Annotated in this window: 14 protein-coding genes; 8 read left to right on the top strand and 6 right to left on the bottom strand. The window is 47.1% G+C overall.

The window, feature by feature from the left end; all coding sequences use genetic code 11:
- Positions 1–16: 16 nt before the first annotated feature.
- From recC to recD, 3 genes are all read left to right on the top strand, one after another.
- Positions 17–3,460, top strand: a complete 3,444-nt coding sequence (gene recC / locus AACV12_RS05145; RefSeq protein WP_170900002.1) for an exodeoxyribonuclease V subunit gamma — start codon at positions 17–19, stop codon at positions 3,458–3,460.
- 273 nt (positions 3,461–3,733) lie between these two features.
- Positions 3,734–7,351 carry an exodeoxyribonuclease V subunit beta gene (recB, locus tag AACV12_RS05140; RefSeq protein WP_445286162.1) on the top strand — a complete coding sequence of 1,206 codons (3,618 nt, stop codon included), beginning with the start codon at positions 3,734–3,736 and terminating at the stop codon, positions 7,349–7,351.
- A complete protein-coding gene (gene recD, locus AACV12_RS05135) occupies positions 7,348–9,474 on the top strand; it encodes an exodeoxyribonuclease V subunit alpha (RefSeq protein WP_170900001.1) in 2,127 nt (708 codons plus the stop codon). The genes recB and recD overlap by 4 nt, the downstream gene beginning before the upstream one ends.
- A gap of 114 nt (positions 9,475–9,588) precedes the next feature.
- Here recD and AACV12_RS05130 read toward each other — a convergent pair whose 3' ends face one another.
- Complete coding sequence (locus tag AACV12_RS05130) at positions 9,589–9,768, bottom strand: hypothetical protein (RefSeq protein WP_013856153.1); 180 nt, start codon at positions 9,766–9,768, stop codon at positions 9,589–9,591.
- 257 nt (positions 9,769–10,025) lie between these two features.
- Entirely contained in the window at positions 10,026–11,363 is a 1,338-nt protein-coding gene (gene argA, locus AACV12_RS05125; RefSeq protein ID WP_026027647.1) for an amino-acid N-acetyltransferase, read from the bottom strand.
- A 151-nt stretch (positions 11,364–11,514) separates the two neighbouring features.
- Here argA and AACV12_RS05120 point away from each other — a divergent pair, with 151 nt between their 5' ends.
- From AACV12_RS05120 to csdE, 4 genes are all read left to right on the top strand, one after another.
- Positions 11,515–11,982 (top strand): DUF2850 domain-containing protein, encoded by a 468-nt coding sequence (locus AACV12_RS05120; RefSeq protein WP_013856155.1) that lies wholly within the window; start codon positions 11,515–11,517, stop codon positions 11,980–11,982.
- 69 nt (positions 11,983–12,051) lie between these two features.
- Positions 12,052–13,155: a murein transglycosylase A gene (mltA, locus tag AACV12_RS05115; RefSeq protein ID WP_013856156.1), complete on the top strand. Its 1,104-nt coding sequence runs from the start codon at positions 12,052–12,054 to the stop codon at positions 13,153–13,155.
- A gap of 90 nt (positions 13,156–13,245) precedes the next feature.
- Positions 13,246–14,055, top strand: coding sequence for a tRNA cyclic N6-threonylcarbamoyladenosine(37) synthase TcdA (gene tcdA / locus AACV12_RS05110; RefSeq protein WP_170900000.1), 810 nt, complete (start codon positions 13,246–13,248; stop codon positions 14,053–14,055).
- Between the two features lie 5 nt (positions 14,056–14,060).
- Entirely contained in the window at positions 14,061–14,492 is a 432-nt protein-coding gene (gene csdE / locus AACV12_RS05105; RefSeq protein ID WP_170899999.1) for a cysteine desulfurase sulfur acceptor subunit CsdE, read from the top strand.
- A 32-nt stretch (positions 14,493–14,524) separates the two neighbouring features.
- Here csdE and csdA read toward each other — a convergent pair whose 3' ends face one another.
- From csdA to AACV12_RS05085, 4 genes are all read right to left on the bottom strand, one after another.
- Entirely contained in the window at positions 14,525–15,736 is a 1,212-nt protein-coding gene (gene csdA, locus AACV12_RS05100) for a cysteine desulfurase CsdA (protein ID WP_170899998.1), read from the bottom strand.
- Entirely contained in the window at positions 15,736–16,335 is a 600-nt protein-coding gene (locus AACV12_RS05095) for a DJ-1 family glyoxalase III (RefSeq protein WP_170899997.1), read from the bottom strand. Before AACV12_RS05095 ends, csdA begins: the two co-directional genes overlap by 1 nt.
- Entirely contained in the window at positions 16,332–17,222 is an 891-nt protein-coding gene (gene panE, locus AACV12_RS05090) for a 2-dehydropantoate 2-reductase (protein ID WP_170899996.1), read from the bottom strand. Before panE ends, AACV12_RS05095 begins: the two co-directional genes overlap by 4 nt.
- Before the next feature lie 103 nt (positions 17,223–17,325).
- Positions 17,326–18,117 carry an outer membrane protein OmpK gene (locus AACV12_RS05085; RefSeq protein WP_094163164.1) on the bottom strand — a complete coding sequence of 264 codons (792 nt, stop codon included), beginning with the start codon at positions 18,115–18,117 and terminating at the stop codon, positions 17,326–17,328.
- A 329-nt stretch (positions 18,118–18,446) separates the two neighbouring features.
- Between AACV12_RS05085 and AACV12_RS05080 the strand changes: the two genes are divergently transcribed.
- A complete protein-coding gene (locus AACV12_RS05080; protein ID WP_170900049.1) occupies positions 18,447–19,022 on the top strand; it encodes an LON peptidase substrate-binding domain-containing protein in 576 nt (191 codons plus the stop codon).
- Positions 19,023–19,148: the final 126 nt, after the last annotated feature.

The following is a 19,148-nucleotide window of genomic DNA, read 5'->3' as shown; positions in this document are numbered from 1 at the left end:
AAAGCGTGAGTGCATTTTGTTTACTGTCTACCATTCCAATAAAGTCGATACCTTAAAGATCCTACTCGTGCATTTGATCAAAAGTGCACCGTTAGCCAACCCCTTTGAGAAAGAGCAGATCTTGGTGCAAAGCCCGGGGATGTCGCAATGGCTCAAAATGGCCTTAGCGAAAGAGCTCGGTGTGGCGGCGAACCTTGAGTTTCCTCTACCGGCGACCTTTATCTGGGACATGTTCACTAAAGTGCTACCTGATGTGCCTAAGCGCAGTGCTTTTAACAAAGAAGCGATGACGTGGAAACTGATGCATCTGTTGCCAACCTTGCTCACGCTCGACCCCTTTGCTCCTCTGCAGCGTTATCTTGAACAGGATGATGACCATTCCAAGCTCTATCAGTTGGCCGAGAAAATTGCCGATATTTTTGATGGTTATTTAGTCTACCGCCCCGACTGGATTGCCAAGTGGGAGTCGGGCGATGACGTGAGCGAGATTGGTGATGAGCACCCATGGCAGCCGATATTATGGCAAGCCTTATATCAATACACGCTAGATCAAGGCCAGTCGCACTACCATCGTGCCAATCTCTATCAAAGCTTTATTGATCAGCTTGCGCGTGGCTCGGTTGATTTAACCAAACTGCCTAAACGTTTGTTTATTTTCGGTATTTCGTCACTGCCGCCTCGTTATATGGATGCACTCAAAGCGTTGGGCGATCAGCTTGATGTTCACTTGATGTTTACCAACCCTTGTCAGCATTATTGGGGCGATCTTCGAGATAGAAAAACGCTCGCCAGACTGCACAGTCAGCAACGTAAAACGTTCGCCTTACAAGGTGATGAGATTCAGTTTGAAGGGCAACGCTCGCCGCTTAAAGGTGACATTGAAGCTAACCTCGTGGATGAATTGCATACCGAAGCTGCGGTTGGCAATGAGTTATTAGCCTCGATGGGGAAACTTGGGCGCGATAATCTTTTTTTACTCTCCCAAACGGAAAATGAAGAGCACGAATTTTTTATTGATCTGCCACGCGATAACTTATTGCATCAGTTGCAGGCCGACATCTTACATTTGCAAGAGCATCGAGATGATAGTCAACTGGACAGTAGCGACCACAAACAAGTGATTGCTTTGGATGATCCATCGCTCACTCTTCATGCTTGCCATAGCCCGATGCGAGAAGTGGAAGTGTTGCACGATCAATTGTTGGCAATGTTTGATGCTGACCCTGAACTGAAACCGCGCGATATTATTGTGATGGTGGCGGACATCAATGCTTACAGCCCAACCATTGCGGCAGTATTTGGTAACGCGCCGGGTGAGCGCTTTATTCCTTACTCCATTTCAGACCGTACGGCAGATCAAGAGAGCCCGATCTTAGCGGCATTTATGCAATTAGTGCATTTACCCGATTCTCGCTGCCTAGCGTCAGAGTTATTAGAGCTGCTTGAAACTCCTGCGATGATGGCAAAATTTGAGCTTAATGAGCAAGACTTTGCGCAAGCTAAATTGTGGGTAGAAGAGTCAGGCATTCGCTGGGGGCTCAATGCGAGCACCGCGCAACAATTTGAGTTGCCGCAGACCGAGCAAAATACTTGGCAATTCGGGATTGAGCGCATGTTACTTGGTTATGCCATGCCAGCCTCAGCAGGTTTATTTACGCAAGGCGAAGTGACGCTCGCTCCTTATAATGAAGTGCAAGGCATGAACGCTGAATTGGCGGGTAAATTAGCGCACTTTATTCAGCAAGTGAGCCATTACCGCGAGCAGTTAGCGCAGACCCAAAGCGTGGACGAGTGGCGTCGTTTGCTCGGTGAGATGCTTGGCGCTTTTTTCAAGGTTGAGCTGGAAGGAGAGCTCGCACTCAAGTCGATTCGCGACACCTTGTCGCAGTTAAAAGATCAACTGGCCGAGGCCGGTTATGAGCAAGCACTTGCGCCAAGTATTATTACTCAATATTTGCAAAACAAATTGTCAGGTACGCGCATCAGCCAGCGTTTTCTGGCGGGACAAGTCAATTTCTGTACTTTAATGCCAATGCGTTCCATCCCTTTTAAAACCGTTTGTTTACTAGGAATGAACGATGGCGTTTACCCGCGCACTATGCCAGCCGAAGGGTTTGATTTGATGAACGGTCGCACCCGCGCTGGCGATCGCTCGCGGCGTGACGATGACCGCTATTTGTTCTTAGAAGCGATGCTCTCGGCGCAGCAAACCTTGTACATCAGCTACGTCGGACGCTCAATTCAAGATAATACCGAACGCGTTCCTTCAGTGTTGGTCTCTGAGCTTTTAGAGTATTGCCAACAAAATTACTGTTTGGTCGGGGATGAAGCGCTTGGCAGCGATCAATCGGCCAAAAATTTAGCCTGTGCTTTAACGACCACTCACGCCATGGTGCCTTTTAGCCCTAATGCTTTTTTGAGTAAAACTGGTAGCTATGCCAAAGAGTGGCTACCTGCCGCCAGTCGGCAAGGGCGAGCCAGTGGTGAGTTTAATCTCGCCCTAAGCGATTATTTACAAGGGGCGAGCTTTCCTGTCAGTTTAGATCTGGTTGAGCTGCAACGGTTTTGGCGTTTGCCTGTGCAATATTTCTTTAACCGTCGCCTTAAAGTGACGTTCGAGCCTCCGTTACCGGTAATGGAAGATGATGAACCCTTTGCCTTAAACGGCTTGGAGAGCTACCAGTTACGCGATGAACTGCTAGAGTTGCTGCTTGATCAACCCAATTCACCGCATGCCCTTGAGAGATTCATTGACCAGCAGCGCGCGCAAGGAAAGTTACCGATTGGTGCTTTTGGAGCCTTGGAATTTGAAACTAATCGCGTGCAAGCACAAGAATTGGCGCAAAGAATCGCTTTCTTATGCCATTCGCCACTTGATGACCAAGAGATCGATCTGCGATTTGAATTGTTTGGTGAAGGCAAAAACGTACAACTGACGGGGTGGCTGACTAAGCGCTATCAATCCGGTTTAGTGCGCTACCGCAGTGGTTCGATTCGCGCGCAGGACTATTTAGCCGCGTGGATTGATCATCTCTCACTAGCGGCGATGGGCGAAAGTCAACCTACTCATTTGATGGGCTACGATCGTAAAGAAGGTGTGCAGCATTTTATTTATCCGCCCATGCCCGATACCGAACAAGCCAAAGCGTTGCTCGCAGAACTGGTGGGTTTGTTTTATCAAGGTATGACAGCACCGCTCGCTTACTTTCCAAAAACCGCGTTAGCCTGCGTGGAAGCTGGCTTCAGCCGTGGTCAATGGGTTGATGATCGCGACAAATCGCTCAAGAAAATGGCCGATAGCTTTAATGAAAGTTACATGAGCCACGGTGAAGGAAGCAATGTTTACATCGCGCGTATTTGGCCGCAGTGGAATGAAGCCTTAGCTGAGCAGGTGCGTTTATTAGCCGCATTGGTGATGCAAGGGCCACGATTGTGGGTGCAAGTGGTGCAGGATGTTTAGCGATGGATAACTGCTTGGAAAGTAGAGTGGCCGCCAGTCAATCATTATTGTGTAGGGCGTTTTCTGTACGGCCACAGGTCAGAGGGACCATGATTTGGTTGGTTCGCATCATCGTGAGATTTACGAAACACGTGGCGCGGATAGTAAAGGCTGCCCGTTTGGCGAACCGTGAGAAAGATCTCACAACGTCTTAATTTATAAACTTATTTTGATTATTCATATCATTATTCAAGCGCGATCACATTCGCTTGAGTATTCAAAGGCTAACTGTTTATGAGTATGACCCCGGCTACGGTCACAACACCATTAAATACCCTTACGTTCCCGCTGCACGGTGCAAGGCTTATCGAAGCGTCGGCGGGCACAGGTAAAACCTTCACCATTGCAGGTTTGTATTTGCGCCTGTTACTTGGGCATGGTGATGCAAAGTCACGTCATCAAGTGCCACTGACGGTCGATCAAATTCTAGTGGTTACCTTTACTGAAGCTGCCACTGCTGAGCTTCGTGACCGTATTCGGCGGCGCATTCATGAGGCGCGTATTGCTTTTTCGCGCGGTTTCAGTGATGACCCTGTTATCAAACCGCTACTTGAGCAAACCAGTCATCACAAGCAAGCGGCGCAAATATTACTGCAAGCGGAACGGCAGATGGATGAAGCGGCAGTCTATACCATTCACGGCTTTTGCCAGCGTATGCTCACCCAAAATGCGTTTGAATCGGGCAGCCGTTTTAATAACGAATTTGTGACCGATGAAAGCCATCTAAAAGCGCAAGTGGTCGCGGATTATTGGCGTCGTCAGTTCTATCCGTTGTCGATTCAGCTTGCTGCGGAAGTGCGCCGTTTATGGTCATCACCAGCGGCGCTGCTTGAAAAAATCAGTGGCTATTTAACTGGCTCGGCGCTAACGCTCTCTGTTGAAGCGATGAGTGGAGATTTAAGCGCGCTTTATCAATCGTGCTTGTCACGCATAGAGTCGCTAAAAAAGCAGTGGCTTGATTCATGCGATGATTTACCGCCATGCATTGAAGCTTCAGATTTGCATGCAGCAACCAAGAAAGCGTTGCTGAAACGGCTAGAAGGGTTAGCGTTGTGGGCAAGCAACCCGCAGCATGAATTGAACCTACCGAGCGAATTACAAGAGTTTGCACAAAGCGCGTTGGAGGCTAAGTCGAAAAAAGGTCAACCCCCGCAACATGCGCTGTTCACGACCATTGAGCTCTTTTTGCAACAACCCATCAGCTTAGAAGCGCCGCTGCTGGCGCACGCTATTACTCATTGCCGAGCCATGCTTGCCAAAGCGAAAGCACAAAAGCAGTGGTTATCGTTTGATGATTTGCTCACTCAGCTTTCTGCCGCGATAGATAATGATGAGCTGGGCATACTGACTGAGCGGATTCGCAGCCTTTACCCCGTTGCGATGATCGATGAATTCCAAGATACCGATCCACTGCAATACAGTATTTTTAGCCGTATTTATCTGCCTAAGGCTGAATGCGGTTTGTTTATGATTGGCGACCCCAAACAAGCGATTTACGCGTTTCGTGGTGCAGACATTTTTACCTACATCAAAGCGCGTAAACAGGTGAGCGCACACTACACCTTGGGGACCAACTGGCGTTCTAGCGCGAATATGGTCAATGCCGTCAATCAGATTTTTAGTACGCCTGACAGTGCTTTTATCTACGACCAAGACATTCCCTTTTTACCCGTTGAAGCCAGTCCAAATGCGCAGCAGCGTCAATGGTGGCTTAACGGAACCGTGCAACCTGCGCTCACCTATTGGCTGCAAGAAGCGCAAGACAGCCCGTTGCCAAAAGGCGAATACCTGCAATGCATGGTCAAAGCGTGCGCCAGCCAAATTCAGACAATTTTGAGCGCCGCGCAGCATCAACAAGCGTACTTTGATACTGCTAAAGGGCAAAAGAGCGTGCAAGCTGGTGATATCGCAGTCTTAGTACGGACGGGTAATGAAGGTCGTATGGTGAAAGAGGCGCTCGCTACGCAAGGCATTGCCAGTGTTTATCTCTCGAACCGCGATAGTGTTTTTAGCAGCGAGGTAGCACAAGATGTACAGCGTCTATTGCAAGCGGTACTGACTCCTGAACATGATCGCGCCTTGCGGGCTTGTTTGGCCTCACCACTTTTCGCTTTAGATGCTGCCAGCTTGGATGATTTAAACAACGACGAATCGGTATGGGAAAACGCGGTTAACGAATTTAAACAGTATCGCCAATTGTGGCTTGAGCGCGGCGTGCTTCCTATGTTGCGCAGTGTGATGAGCAAACGTCACGTCGCTGAACGTTGGTTGGAAGAGCCGCAAGGTGAGCGCTCACTGACCGATTTTATGCACATCGGTGAGCTACTACAGCAAGCGCGACAAGAGATTGATAGCGATCACGGTTTGCTGCGCTGGCTGGCACAAGCTATCAGTGACGCCGAGCATGGCCTAGGGGGCCGTGATGATCAAATTCAACGTTTGGAATCCGAACGCAACCTAGTGCAGATCGTCACTATTCACAAATCGAAAGGTTTGGAATATGACTTAGTGTTTCTGCCGTTTGTGGTCAGCTATCGCGAGGCAAGTGAAGGCAAATATCATGATGCCGTGAATGAGGAAACTGTGCTGGATATTACCGCCAGTGAAGCTTCTCTCAAGCAAGCAGATAAAGAGCGGCTTGCGGAAGATCTGCGCTTGATTTATGTAGCGCTGACTCGTGCTGTGTATGGCTGTTTTATCGGCATTGCGCCGCTGCGTAATGGCCGCTCCACCAAAGAGCCAACCGGTGTGCATTTAAGTGCCATTGGCTATCTGCTGCAAAATGGTCAAGCCGCAGGCATTGCCGATCTTAACGCTGCGCTGCACGCTCAATCTAATCAATACATTCGTGTTTCTGAGCCACCAGCCGAGCAACCAGAGCCGTTTAAAGCGTTGAGCGTCGAGACGCCGGTATTGAGTGCCAAAACACTGCAAGCGCAGATTGACCGTTTTTGGCGAATGACCAGCTATTCTGGGTTGGTAAAACAAGGTGTGAAACACGCTAGCCACGACGCGAGTTTAGAAGTCTCAGGCTTTGATATCGACTCTGTTGATGAGCAAGCGGAAGCTTTACTGGTTGAACCTGAACGTTCCATTTTCACTTTTCCACGCGGTGCAACGCCCGGTACTTTTTTGCACTCTCTCTTTGAAGAGGTAGAGTTTACTGAGCCTGCTAGCAGCGAGGCTAACCAAAAAGTGATACTGGATTTACTGGTGCGAGAACAAATCGATATTGAATGGTTACCAGTATTACAAACGCTGGTCGATACCGTGTTACAGACACCTTTAGATGGCAAAACGTTGCGTTTGAACCAAAAAACCGCCACTCAGCGCTTGGTTGAAATGGAATTTCTATTACCGATAGAAGTACTGAGCGCTCCTGCATTGAACCGTGTCATTCAACGCCATGATCCACTGTCGGCTAAAGCTGGAGATCTTGGTTTTTACACTGTGCAGGGCATGCTGAAGGGCTTTATTGATTTGCTGTTTGAGCATCAAGGAAAGTATTACGTGCTGGACTGGAAATCGAATCATTTGGGGGATGATGTGAGCGCCTATCATGGCGATCGTTTGAAAGCGGCGATGGCAGAGCATCGCTATGATTTACAATATCAACTCTACGCATTGGCGCTGCATCGATTCTTACGCAGTCGTCTAGCAAACTATGACTACCATCGCCATTTTGGCGGAGTCTATTATCTCTTTTTGCGCGGCATGGATGGCGAGTCTGAGCATGGGATTTTCTCAACCAAACCGAGTTTTGAACTGCTTGATGAGATGGACAGATTGATTGATGGAGAAACCGTAGATACTCGCGCGACCGATGCAGGGCAAATGGAGTTAGATTTATGAGCAGTACGCTAATGATAACGCTTAAGCAGTTAGCGGAAAACGGCGCTATGCGTCAGTTAGATTACCAATTCGCGCGTTTTATCGAACAAAAAAGCCAGCAGCAACTTGGCGCTGAACATAGCCAAGCGCTCGGATTTATTGCCGCGGTGGTCAGTGCTGAATTGGCCAAGGGGCATATCTGCTTACCTTTAGTGGACGCTTCAACGGCGCAGGGTGTCGACCTCGCAGCTAAGTTAGGCTTGTTTGGTGAGGTAGCATTGGCGGTCAATCAGCACCTATTGGCGATTGATTGGCCTTGGCTACTCAACCGTTCAGACTTAGTCGGACAACAAGGGGAAGCGGTGCCTTTAATGTTTGATGGGCAACGTTTATACCTACACCGTTATTGGCATTATGAAGTTACCTTAGCACAGCGTTTAATCAGCTTTGGGACACCCATGAGCCTAAAGCCTACTGATGTCCAAAAGCTAAAATTGCTGCTCGATACACTGTTTGCGCGTCAATACCACTTTCTGCTCCATGCGCTTCGCCAATTGCCAGAGACAGCCAATGCATCAGCACGCCAGCAACAAGTGTGTGATTTTCTGGATGTGGTCAACGCCGATGAACTTGATTGGAATGAGATTGATCAAGTCATTAGCCAAGCACGTACGGCGAAAGAACTCGAAGCATTAGAGACGCTGATCCCGCAAAGCGTTTGCATCAACTGGCAAAAAGTCGCAGCGGCAGTGGCACTGACACGCCGCTTTGCCGTGATTTCTGGCGGGCCGGGAACCGGTAAAACCACCACGGTTACCAAATTACTAGCCGCTTTGATTACCCAAGCCCAACAGCAAGGTGAGACGCCCACCATTAAATTGGTCGCACCAACGGGTAAAGCTGCGGCACGTTTAACGGAATCGATCGGTAAAGCGGTGGCTGAACTGGCGGTTGAGCCGGCGTTGAAAGCGGCGATTCCCACCGAGTCGAGCACTCTTCACCGTTTATTGGGCGTCATACCTAACAGTGTTGAGTTTCGTCACCATCAGCGTAACCCGCTGCATTTGGATATATTGGTGGTTGATGAAGCATCGATGGTCGATTTACCGATGATGGTCAAGTTAATCGAGGCATTACCCAAACACGCACGCTTGATTTTACTGGGTGATAAAGACCAACTCGCGTCAGTCGAAGCGGGCGCTGTGCTGGGGGACATTTGTTCATTTTTGACCTTAGGCTACAGCCGAACGCACAGCGAGTACCTAGCTAAGTTAACAGGCCATCAAACACTGATTGCTCATTCACACCCTAACGCAACCCCGATTTCAGACAGCTTATGCATGCTGCAAAAAAGCTACCGCTTTGATGTCCGATCAGGCATTGGTCAATTAGCAAAAGCGATTAATGCTGGGCAAGTGGCTATGGTGGATGAGGTGTTAAAACGTAATTATGCTGATATTACGCACCACTCACTCAGCAGTGAAAGCTATAACCTAATGCTGAAAACCTTAGTCAAGGAGTATGGTCGTTATCTCACACGCATCAAGAATTCTGGTGCTGACGCTTCGGAAACTCAAGCCCAAAAAGCCAAAGCTGTATTGGATTGCTTTAATCAATGCCGTTTGCTTTGCGCTATTCGTGAAGGGGATTTTGGGGTAAGTGGTTTGAATCAACGTATTGAACGTGCGCTGGTCGCACGTAAGTTGATTAAGACTCAAGATGAGATTTGGTATCACGGCCGACCCGTGATGGTGGCGCGTAATGATCATGGGCTGGGTTTGTATAATGGTGATATCGGCATATGCATGCTTGATACGAGCGAGCAAGAACCGCGTTTGAAAGTGTATTTTGAGCTGCCAGATGGTAGCGTGAAAGCCATTTTACCAAGCCGCGTACCAGAGCACGAAACAGCCTATGCGATGACCATTCATAAATCACAAGGCAGTGAGTTTGAGCTAACGCTGATGATTTTACCGCCTGATTTTAGCCCGATATTGACCAGAGAGCTTATCTATACTGGCATTACGCGCGCCAAGAAGCAGCTGATGCTTTTTGCTGACATGGGAACGATGAAACGAGGGCTCAAGATAAAAACGCAGCGAGCCAGCGGCTTAGTTACGAGATTAGACAAGAGACTAGCGTAAATCAGCAACTAGGATAAACGAGTTTGAGCTGTCCCCACACAGTTTGAAGTTTACATGGTATGTTCAATTCATTCCGTTGTTTGGGGGAAGCTCAATTACTGATTTGGTGTGCTGCTATGCGAAAGCATGAGTAAAAGAGATGTTTCTGATTTTATAACGATCTTGCGAGCTGAGTATAAAGACTCGTAGCTTGTCGTTAACGGGAAATACGCAATGCACATGTTGGCCTTCAAGGAATTGGTTATCAGCCATATCCCAAAAGCTTTGAAGTGAGTTACAAATAACAGTTTTCATAGAATTTTTGCTCTTAAGTACGTGTCGTAGTAAAAGCAATCCGTGCAAGCCGACCTACTGGTATCTGACCAATCGGTATAAAGCCAAGTTCCTGTGTTGTTCATTAAATGTACATCATTAATGATGTCGGCGGATTCTACACATAATATTAAGTTAAATAAAGCGCTTATTTTGTATACAAAACAATGAAAACGTTTGCACTTGATCAAAGATAAACTATTCACCATAACTTAACGAATAAATACAATATCCTGACGTTAGAGCGTCAGGACTAAAATTTTTGAACGGCGTTGATAGTTGTACAAACTCTGTTTAGTTATCGGTAACGATTCCACACCGACTTCATAAAAACCTTGTTCTCTAAACCAATGTAAACTGTGCGTTGTCAAAACAAAGAGGCGATCTAAACGCATCGATTTTGCTTGTTGCTTCATGTGATTGAGTAACAATAAACCGCGGTTGCCGTCCCGATACTCCTGGTGAATAGCGACACACGCCATTTCTGCCATGCCCTCTTCTGGGTAAGGGTAAAGCGCGGCGCAACCAATCAATAAGCCATCTTTATCAATAATCGTGAATTTGTGGATCTCTTGCTCTAACTGCTCACGTGAACGCCGTACTAATATTCCTTGTTCTTCTAACGGGCGGATTAAATCGAAAATTCCGCCGATATCATCGATCTGTGCCTGACGGACTTGTTCGGCACTTGCCATGACAATCTGAGTACCGATCCCGTCAAAAGAGAACAACTCTTGGATCAAAGCACCATCTTGTTTGTAACTGACTAAGTGACTACGTGGCACACCTGCACGGCACGCTGAAACGGCGGCACGCAGAAAGCGTGAGGTACCTGAGCTATTATCCTGAACTTGGTCGGTATCTGCTTCAATACGCTGCATTATCCGTTCAACATCAGATGGGAACAGTTCAGCAATCGCATTGCCTTGCTCATCGATAATGCCTTGCTCTGAGCAAAAACCGATCAGCTTATCTGCTTTTAGGCGTATTGCGACTTGTGTGGCTACTTCTTCAGAGAGCAAATTAAAACATTCGCCAGTGACGGAACTCGCAATAGGCCCCAGTAGCACGATCGAACCTTGGTCAAGCATACGGTTGATGCCTTCAATATCAATACGGCGAATGCGGCCACTGTGGCAATAATCGACACCATCATCTATACCTAATGGTTGAGAGATAACAAAATTACCACTAACGATATTGAGCTGAGTTCCTGCCATTGGCGTGTTATTTAAGCTCATTGAAAGGCGTGCTGTGATAGCGAGTTGGAGCTGCCCCGCGGCTTGCATGACTAAGCTGAGCGCTTCCTCATCAGTGACCCGAATGCCTTTGTGATAAGGAGTGGAGCAATGATGTGTCGCCAGAATTTGATTGATTTGTGGGCGAGCACCGTGCACCAAAACAATTTTGACACCAAGGCTATGCAGCAGTGCGAGATCGCTGATGATATTAGCGAAATTTTTATCGGCAATCGCTTCACCGCCGAGCATGATCACCATGGTTTTACCACGGTGAGCGTTAACATAGGGAGCAGATTGTCTAAATCCTTTAACGAGAGCTGTACTGCGAATTTTCACTCTGAGAGCACCTTGATGTTTAAATATGTTCAAATAATGACTTTTTATTCATGTGTCGGCAAGTGGTTTTTTGAGTTTGGTGCAATTATTCAATCGCCGATTTTATCTCTGATTTAGGACAAGTTAGACTGCTTGCCAATAAAGGCGAAATATGGCCAAAACCAACGAGTTGAGTCGCATGAAAATGACAAAAAACGTAGGCCTTACGGCTACGCCTCAGTTCACAAACTTGCGAAGACGTAAGTACATTGAACGAGGCTTGATGCTGGTTGTGATGATTGGCTTGCTTTCCGTAGCGTCGCTATACGGTGATCTCTTTACTCGGTTGGAAAACTATTTTTCGCCAAAAGATGAGGTGTATGGGGTTTGGGTTGAGCAGTATGTTGCCCCTTATTCAGCCAAACGAATTGAATTGGGGAAAGCAGGCGTGATCAGTAGTGGCCGAGTACTCACCACTTCATTTGAGTTTGATGGTCATTTTTTAGAATACCAGATTGGTGATACGAGCTATCGTTACAAAATGCGTGATGATAACAATACCGAAATGACACAAATGTCGTCGTCGCACTACAATCCAACCTTCCGATTGTCAGGAAAATACCAAAAAAACCTCCGTTAACAATTCGCTGATTGCGGTTTAGGCGCGAGTTTGTCATGCTTTTAGCAACTCAAATAACGGATAACTTCTGTGATTAAGCAAATTTTTCCTCTTGCGGCAGTACTGCTGCTGTTTGGTTGTGCGCAACCGACCGACCGTGCTCAGCAATATTTGGATGGTGATTTCTCTAAAGCGCTCAACAAAGTAGACACGGTGCAGTCCAATACGCCGCGTGACTTTACGCAATTTTCCAAACAGAGCGAACAAGTGGTGACTCGCTCGGCGTCGATGGCAGCGATTTATCAACCTTTGTATCAACAGATCAGTGAATGGATTTTGCAAAGTGGTGATCCACAAGATTTGGCGAATTTTGGAATACAAGCGGCGCAGCTTGGTGGTGGCGATAAAAAAGGTAATGTTCTTTTCACTGGCTATTTTTCTCCGGTGATGGAGCTTCGCCATCAACCGGATGAAATATTCAAATATCCCGTATTTGGTTTGCCTGAATGTTCGGCCGATTGCCCAACGCGTGCGCAAATTTATGATGGTGCGTTAGCTGAAAAAGGGCTTGAGTTAGGTTATGCGGCGAACCTGATTGACCCTTTCATTATGGAGGTGCAAGGCAGTGGTTTTGTGCATTTTGAAGATGACGATACGCTTGAGTACTTCGCTTACGCGGGTAAGAATAACAAAGCCTACATCAGTATTGGCAAAGTCTTGATTGAACGAGGTGAAGTGACACGAGAGAAAATGTCACTCAAAGCGATCAAGGAATGGGTGCTAGCCAATGATGAACCGACGGTGAGAGAGCTGCTAGAGCAAAATCCTTCCTATGTCTTTTTTGCGCCCAAAGCGGCAGCCCCCGTCACTGGCTCTGCCGGTATTCCACTCCTGCCGATGGCCTCGGTGGCCGGAGATCGTTCCATCTTTCCAATGGGCACACCTATTTTAGCAGAAGTGCCGCTGCTCAATGCCGATGGTACATGGAGTGGCGCTCATCAGTTGCGAATGTTGATTGTGCTAGATACGGGCGGCGCGGTAAAAGATAATCACCTCGATCTGTACCATGGCATGGGCGAGCGCGCCGGAACGGAAGCCGGGCATTACAAACATTTTGGTCGCGTTTGGAAACTGGGGTTAGAAAACTCAGCCACACAAGCGCCTTGGGCATTGCCGCCTGAAAAGCTACAATAGTGACACAGGTTTCGACCTAGACTTTTAAATAAAGAGTGCGTATAAATCGCACTCTTTATTTTTCTATCGCTTTCAATCGGACTTTTAATTATGCGTGAACTCGATACCCCCGCTTCAGATGGCTACAACCAACGCTTCGGAGGCACTCGTCGCCTTTATGGAAATCGTGAGGTTGAAATACTGCGTGCTGCGCATGTGTGTGTGATTGGTATCGGTGGCGTTGGCTCGTGGGCAGTCGAAGCATTGGCGCGCACCGGCATTGGCGAGTTAACGCTGATTGATATGGACGATGTGTGCGTCACCAACATCAACCGTCAAATCCATGCGATGAGCGGTACGGTTGGGCAAAGTAAGATTGAAGTGATGGCCGAGCGGGTCAAGCTCATCAACCCTGAGTGTGTGGTGCACTTAATTGATGACTTTATCACGCCAGATAACCAACACCGCTATTTGAGTCAAACGTTCGATTACGTGCTTGATGCGATAGACAGTTTGAAAGCGAAAGCTTCACTACTGGCTTATTGCCGTAGCAATAAAATTAAAGTGATTACCGTCGGTGGTGCGGGTGGTCAAGTTGACCCAACTCAAATCAAGGTCGCGGATTTAACCAAAACGATTCAAGACCCATTGGCAAAAAAACTCAAAGATACGCTTCGTCATCGCCATAATTTCCCTGTAAACCCTGCGCGTAAGTTTGGTATTGATTGCGTGTTCTCAACAGAGCAGCTCAAATATCCGCAAGCCGATGGCAGTGTGTGCGCGGTGAAATCAACCGCAGAAGGGCCAAAGCGGATGGATTGCGCCAGCGGATTTGGCGCTGCGACGGTTGTTACCGCAACCTTTGGTTTTGTTGCCGTAGCGCGCATTGTTGAAAAGTTAATTCAGAAACATAAGGTGTAACGTTAATGACTCCTTTTCCTGCCTCCCCCTTTGGTCGTGAGATTAGCGCTGATGACATTGTGGCGACCATGCAAAATTTTACTGGCTGGGAAGATCGCTATCGACAAGTGATCCTGTGGGGGAAGTTATTGCCCGCGATGCCTGATGCTTTGAAATCGCAGCAAGTCAGTGTTGCAGGCTGCGAGAGTCAAGTATGGTTAGTGGGGCAGGAGCACCAAGGAATATGGTCTTTCTGTGCCGATTCGGATGCGCGGATTGTGCGTGGTTTAATTGCTTTAGTCCTTGCTGCGTACAACGGCAAGACCTACGCACAAATTCAAGCGTTTGATGTGGATGCTTATTTTGAAAAAATAGGCTTGATTGCCCATTTAAGTCCTTCACGTGGTAATGGCCTTAAAGCCATTGTCGATAAGATAAAAAATATCGATCCAAGCTGAGCATCTCCCCCTTTTGATGAAAGGGGGAATTATTACAGCATATCAACTGCTTTAGTGATGGCGGCGATCAACTGTTCAACCTCTTGTTCGGTATTGTAAATACCAAACGAGATTCTCACGGTGCCAGTTAACCCGAGCGCATCCATTAATGGGTGAGCGCAGTGATGGCCAGAGCGAACCGCGATGCCTTGCTGATCGAGTAAGGTAGCTATGTCTTGATGATGAACGCCTTCCATCACAAAACTGAGAATACTGGCATTCGGTTGATAGCCGATTACGCGAATATCATCGAGCTGTTGCAGGGCTTGATAAGTACGTGCTTGCAATCTATGCAGGTGAGTTTCTACGGTCGTCCGATTGCAGTTTTGTAACCATTCGATTGCTTTGGCAAGGGCTATCGCTCCTGCAACATTCGGTGTGCCTGCTTCAAATTTCCCCGGCAGTTCGGCAAATGTTGTGCCTTCAAACGACACTTTTTCTACCATCTTGCCGCCGCCATGCCATGGAGGCATTGTTTCAAGCAGCGCTAATTTTCCGTACAGAACGCCAATGCCAGCGGGAGCGTAAAGCTTGTGCCCAGAAAAGAGATAAAAGTCGGCGTCGAGTTCGCGCACGTTGACGGTTTCATGCACAATTCCTTGCGCGCCATCAATCACGACCACAGCGCCGACTTGGTGCGCCAGTTTAATCACGGTTTCAATCGGTTGGCGCGTGCCCGTCACGTTGGTGGTATGGGCTAGGGCGACAATTTTGGTTTTATTCGATAGCCGTGCTTGAAAAGCCTCAAGATCAAAGTGGCACTCTGGCGTGATGGGGACTTTGACGACGCTTGCTCCGGTTTGAGCCGCGACGATTTGCCAAGGCACTATATTGGCGTGGTGTTCCATTTCACTGACCAGAATCTCATCACCGGCTTGCAATGTATTACGTGCGTAAGTCTGCGCGATCAGGTTGATCGCTTCGGTCGCTCCGCGAGTCCAAATAATCTCTTTATGAGATGATGCGCCAATAAATTGAGCCATAGTGTCACGCGCCGCTTCAAAATCGCTGGTCGCTTTGGCCGTTAAGCGATGGCTACCACGATGTACATTGGCATTTTGCGTACTGTAGTAATGGCTAATGGCATCTATCACCACTTGCGGCTTTTGCGTGGTAGCGGCGCTGTCTAGATAAATCAGAGTCTCGCCATCCACGGCTTGATTGAGCGCGGGGAATTGGTCGCGAATGGTCTGCACGTCAAACATTATTGCTCACCTAACTTGTGATAATTCAATGCTGCCAGTGTCACCATTGGCTGTGCAACTGACCATGCGTGTGCTTTACCTGAGAGTGATATGATGATCTCCATCGCGAACTCAAGTGCTGTTCCCGGCCCTTGGCTGGTGATTAATTGATGGTTTCTATCGATGGTTACGCGTTGATCTCGCCATAAATCAGTGGGGATATGATCGCGAAAAGCCGGGTGCCCTGTCATGATCGCTTGCGGGAAAAGCTGATGATGTTGCAAAACTAAGGCTGGCGTGGCACAAATAGCCGCCAACCATCGACCATGGTTATGCTGTTGCTTGAGCATTTCGATTAGCACTGGATTGTCACGAAAGATCTCAGCGCCTCCAACGCCACCGGGCAGCGCAATCACGTCAAACTCTTCATCGATCACATCCAGCAGTTTACAGTCTGCGGTTAGTGTGACTCCGCGTGAGGCTTTCATCATCAATTGCCCGTCGAGATTAGCACTGGCAACCACGACTTGATAGCCAGCTCTGACCATCATATCAATCACGGTGATCGCTTCCATCTCTTCGCAGCCCGTTGCTATCGGGACTAAAATTCGTTTACTCATTGGCTTTTCCAGCGGTGTTCTATCTGTTGAATGGCGTGATATAGCTTACTATTTTCTGGTGTTACGAGCTGATGTTGCTCTGCTTTCTTCAGTAAATAGCCCGTAATAAAGTCTATCTCAGTCTTACGTTGATAGAAAATATCTTGATGCATTGACGAATAATTCTCTGCTGTGGCTTGAATCACCTGCTTAACCTTAGCAAGCAGTGATGATTGAGTGATCGCAAAGCCTTCAGCGCTCATGACATCGGCGACTTCTGCAACAATATTTTCCAGCGGCCGTTGGAAGCGTTCATCGGCTAACTCACCATTGCGACATTGCTCTAATGCGGTGAGCGGGTTAATCGCGCAGTTAATTGCAAGCTTATGCCATAGTGCTTCTTCAATCGTGTTATTCCACATTACGTCTGGCAATGTATGCTGTAGTACATCCACTAGAAACTGACACTGCTTGCCTTGGGCGTTGTAAGCCCCTAATTGAGTTACGCCTTTGCCAGTATGCAACACTTGGTTCATTGAGGGCTTGAGTGCACCGTGCGTGGTGGTTGAAAGCACAATAGGAAAGTCATTCAGTTGATCCTGCATCGAATCAAGCGCGCCCATGCCGTTGTGCATAAATAGCAAAATGGTGTCACGATTGAGTGTATTCAGCAGCGGAGTGAGCGCTTGCTCGACTTGCCAAGACTTAACGGTAATCAGTAAGAGATCGGCATGGCAGAGCGCGCTGTGATCATTGCAGGGCAGGGTAATAGACGCCTGTTTATCTAAAGCAATGGAAAGTGAAGATTGAGATTGTCTGCCCCATAATGAAACGCGGTGTCCAGCAGCATGCAGCTTTGTCGCCCAAAGCAACCCAACTGCGCCTGGCCCAAGCACGACGATATTCATAAAACCTCTCCATTGTTGACTTTGCGCCAAGGATAATGAGGTAGAAATGGAAAGCAATAAAAATGGCGCTCGAGAGCGCCATTTAATGTTATTTTTCGAACTATTAGAAGTTGTATTGTACGCGATAGATCACAAGATCTTGGTAGTCACGACGCGCAAGCTTATTCACTGTGTAGCGATATAGCACACCAGTTGACCAGTTGTTTGTAACGTTCCACATAGCATTCAAGCTACCGTTAAGTCCCCAGCTTTCTGAATTGTTGCCTGAAGCGAAAGGTGTACTTTGAACATTTGAATAGGCATCATTACGAGCAAATTCTAGTTCATTCCAAGTAGCGAAAGTAAAGTTTTGACCTGCTATATCAGTGTTGTAGTAACCAACGTAGCCGAACATACCGCCATTGTTACCACGGATATCTCCAGAGTTTATTTGGTGCACACCGATAAATGGTGTAAATGCCCAACCATCACCTTTAAGACCTGTGTAACCTAAACCAAGCACGCGGTTTTGCTCGTGGAAAGCACTACCTTGACCATCGTTATCTTTATCAGTGTTGTACACTTGAGCATAGAGAGAAACACCAGAATCAGTTAGGTTGTAGTGAATCGTTCCTTTCGTTGAAGCACCACGATCATCACCAGCACGATCAACACCTTCGTAGTCATAGAAACCGTAAATTTGACCCCAGTCGAATGCAGCTCCACCTTCAATACCAATTACTGCTTGATTGCGATCTTCAATCTTTCCACCGAAGTTATCATCGTCGTTGCCGATACCGTGGTTCCAAGCTTGGTAATCAATGTACATACCACCAAAACCAAATAAGTATTCTGCTTGAGCTGGAACTGCAGATACTGCAGCTACAACACCTAGAGCTAAAAGTGATTTACGCATATGGGGGACTCTCTATGTTTTGTCATAATACAGCACACGTATATTTCTGATGTGCGTTCAATTGGCCGGAATAATAACGATAAAAATCTCAATTAAAAGTGATTGCGAATGCAAAAGTGAACAAATTTGGTGATCAGTATCACGATAATGAATATTTGCGCGGAACTAAATTAATATTTCGTTCATTTGCATCTTTAATGTGATTTTAATCACTTAAACGTTTGCTTTGGTATTGTTTTATGCAAATCGATAAACCAACATTTTTAGTTAGTGATCGTTTTGTAATCTTCAACGTATTTATTGACGGGCATGATGAAGAGTGATGAATGATGAAGAAATTGATGCTGTTTCCTTTAGCTTCAATCGTTTTACCAGAAGGGAAAATGAAGCTACGGATCTTTGAATCAAGGTATAAGAGGATGGTCACTCAATCCAGCCAGTCTGACTCTACATTTGGGATTTGTTTGATTGATAACAAAAAAGGCAATAAAGCAAATCAGTTATCTAAATTTGGGATGTTGGTTAAGATTGTTGATTTTGAAGCGCTCGACAATGGGATGTTAGGATTAACCGTGATGGGAATGGAGCGCTTTAAAATAGAGTCAGTAGTGAGCGAATTTGATGGCCTGCGAGTTGCTCAGGTCACGTCATTGCCCAGTTGGCCAGTAAGAGATTTAGAACCTCACGAATGGTATTTAAGCCACCAGCTACAAGCGGTTTATCAACAATTCCCTCAGCTTGGCGAGCTCTATTCGCACTGTTTTTTTGATGATGCCAGTTGGGTGGCGCAGCGATGGCTAGAACTGCTCCCTATCTCGATTCAACAATTTGATGATTTAATGAGGCAGGATTACGCGCACAGTGCGGTTGACTTTTTATTGCAGGTAATCGAAGTCTCACACTAACCTTGAAAGCGTGCAGTAAACTTAAACGAGAGGTCGCTCTGTAGTAGTGGCTTTGTATAAAAAAGAATACGACGAGTGATCGATGTATGCATTACTCACGTATAAAGGTTTATGGCTACTGTATGC

Origin of the sequence: Vibrio sp. 2-2(8), from assembly GCF_963888495.1 — a bacterium.
Lineage (GTDB): Bacteria > Pseudomonadota > Gammaproteobacteria > Enterobacterales > Vibrionaceae > Vibrio > Vibrio anguillarum.
This window is presented reverse-complemented; position numbering and strand designations above follow the sequence as displayed.

Coding starts and splice junctions, on each gene's coding strand:
- csdE (WP_170899999.1), top strand. CDS start 14,061: ATGACTCCTTTTCCTGCCTCCCCCTTTGGTCGTGAGATTAGCGCTGAT.
- AACV12_RS05095 (WP_170899997.1), bottom strand. CDS start 16,335: ATGAGTAAACGAATTTTAGTCCCGATAGCAACGGGCTGCGAAGAGATG.
- AACV12_RS05120 (WP_013856155.1), top strand. CDS start 11,515: ATGGCCAAAACCAACGAGTTGAGTCGCATGAAAATGACAAAAAACGTA.
- csdA (WP_170899998.1), bottom strand. CDS start 15,736: ATGTTTGACGTGCAGACCATTCGCGACCAATTCCCCGCGCTCAATCAA.
- recB (WP_445286162.1), top strand. CDS start 3,734: ATGAGTATGACCCCGGCTACGGTCACAACACCATTAAATACCCTTACG.
- AACV12_RS05130 (WP_013856153.1), bottom strand. CDS start 9,768: ATGAAAACTGTTATTTGTAACTCACTTCAAAGCTTTTGGGATATGGCT.
- AACV12_RS05085 (WP_094163164.1), bottom strand. CDS start 18,117: ATGCGTAAATCACTTTTAGCTCTAGGTGTTGTAGCTGCAGTATCTGCA.
- AACV12_RS05080 (WP_170900049.1), top strand. CDS start 18,447: ATGAAGAAATTGATGCTGTTTCCTTTAGCTTCAATCGTTTTACCAGAA.
- tcdA (WP_170900000.1), top strand. CDS start 13,246: ATGCGTGAACTCGATACCCCCGCTTCAGATGGCTACAACCAACGCTTC.
- panE (WP_170899996.1), bottom strand. CDS start 17,222: ATGAATATCGTCGTGCTTGGGCCAGGCGCAGTTGGGTTGCTTTGGGCG.
- recD (WP_170900001.1), top strand. CDS start 7,348: ATGAGCAGTACGCTAATGATAACGCTTAAGCAGTTAGCGGAAAACGGC.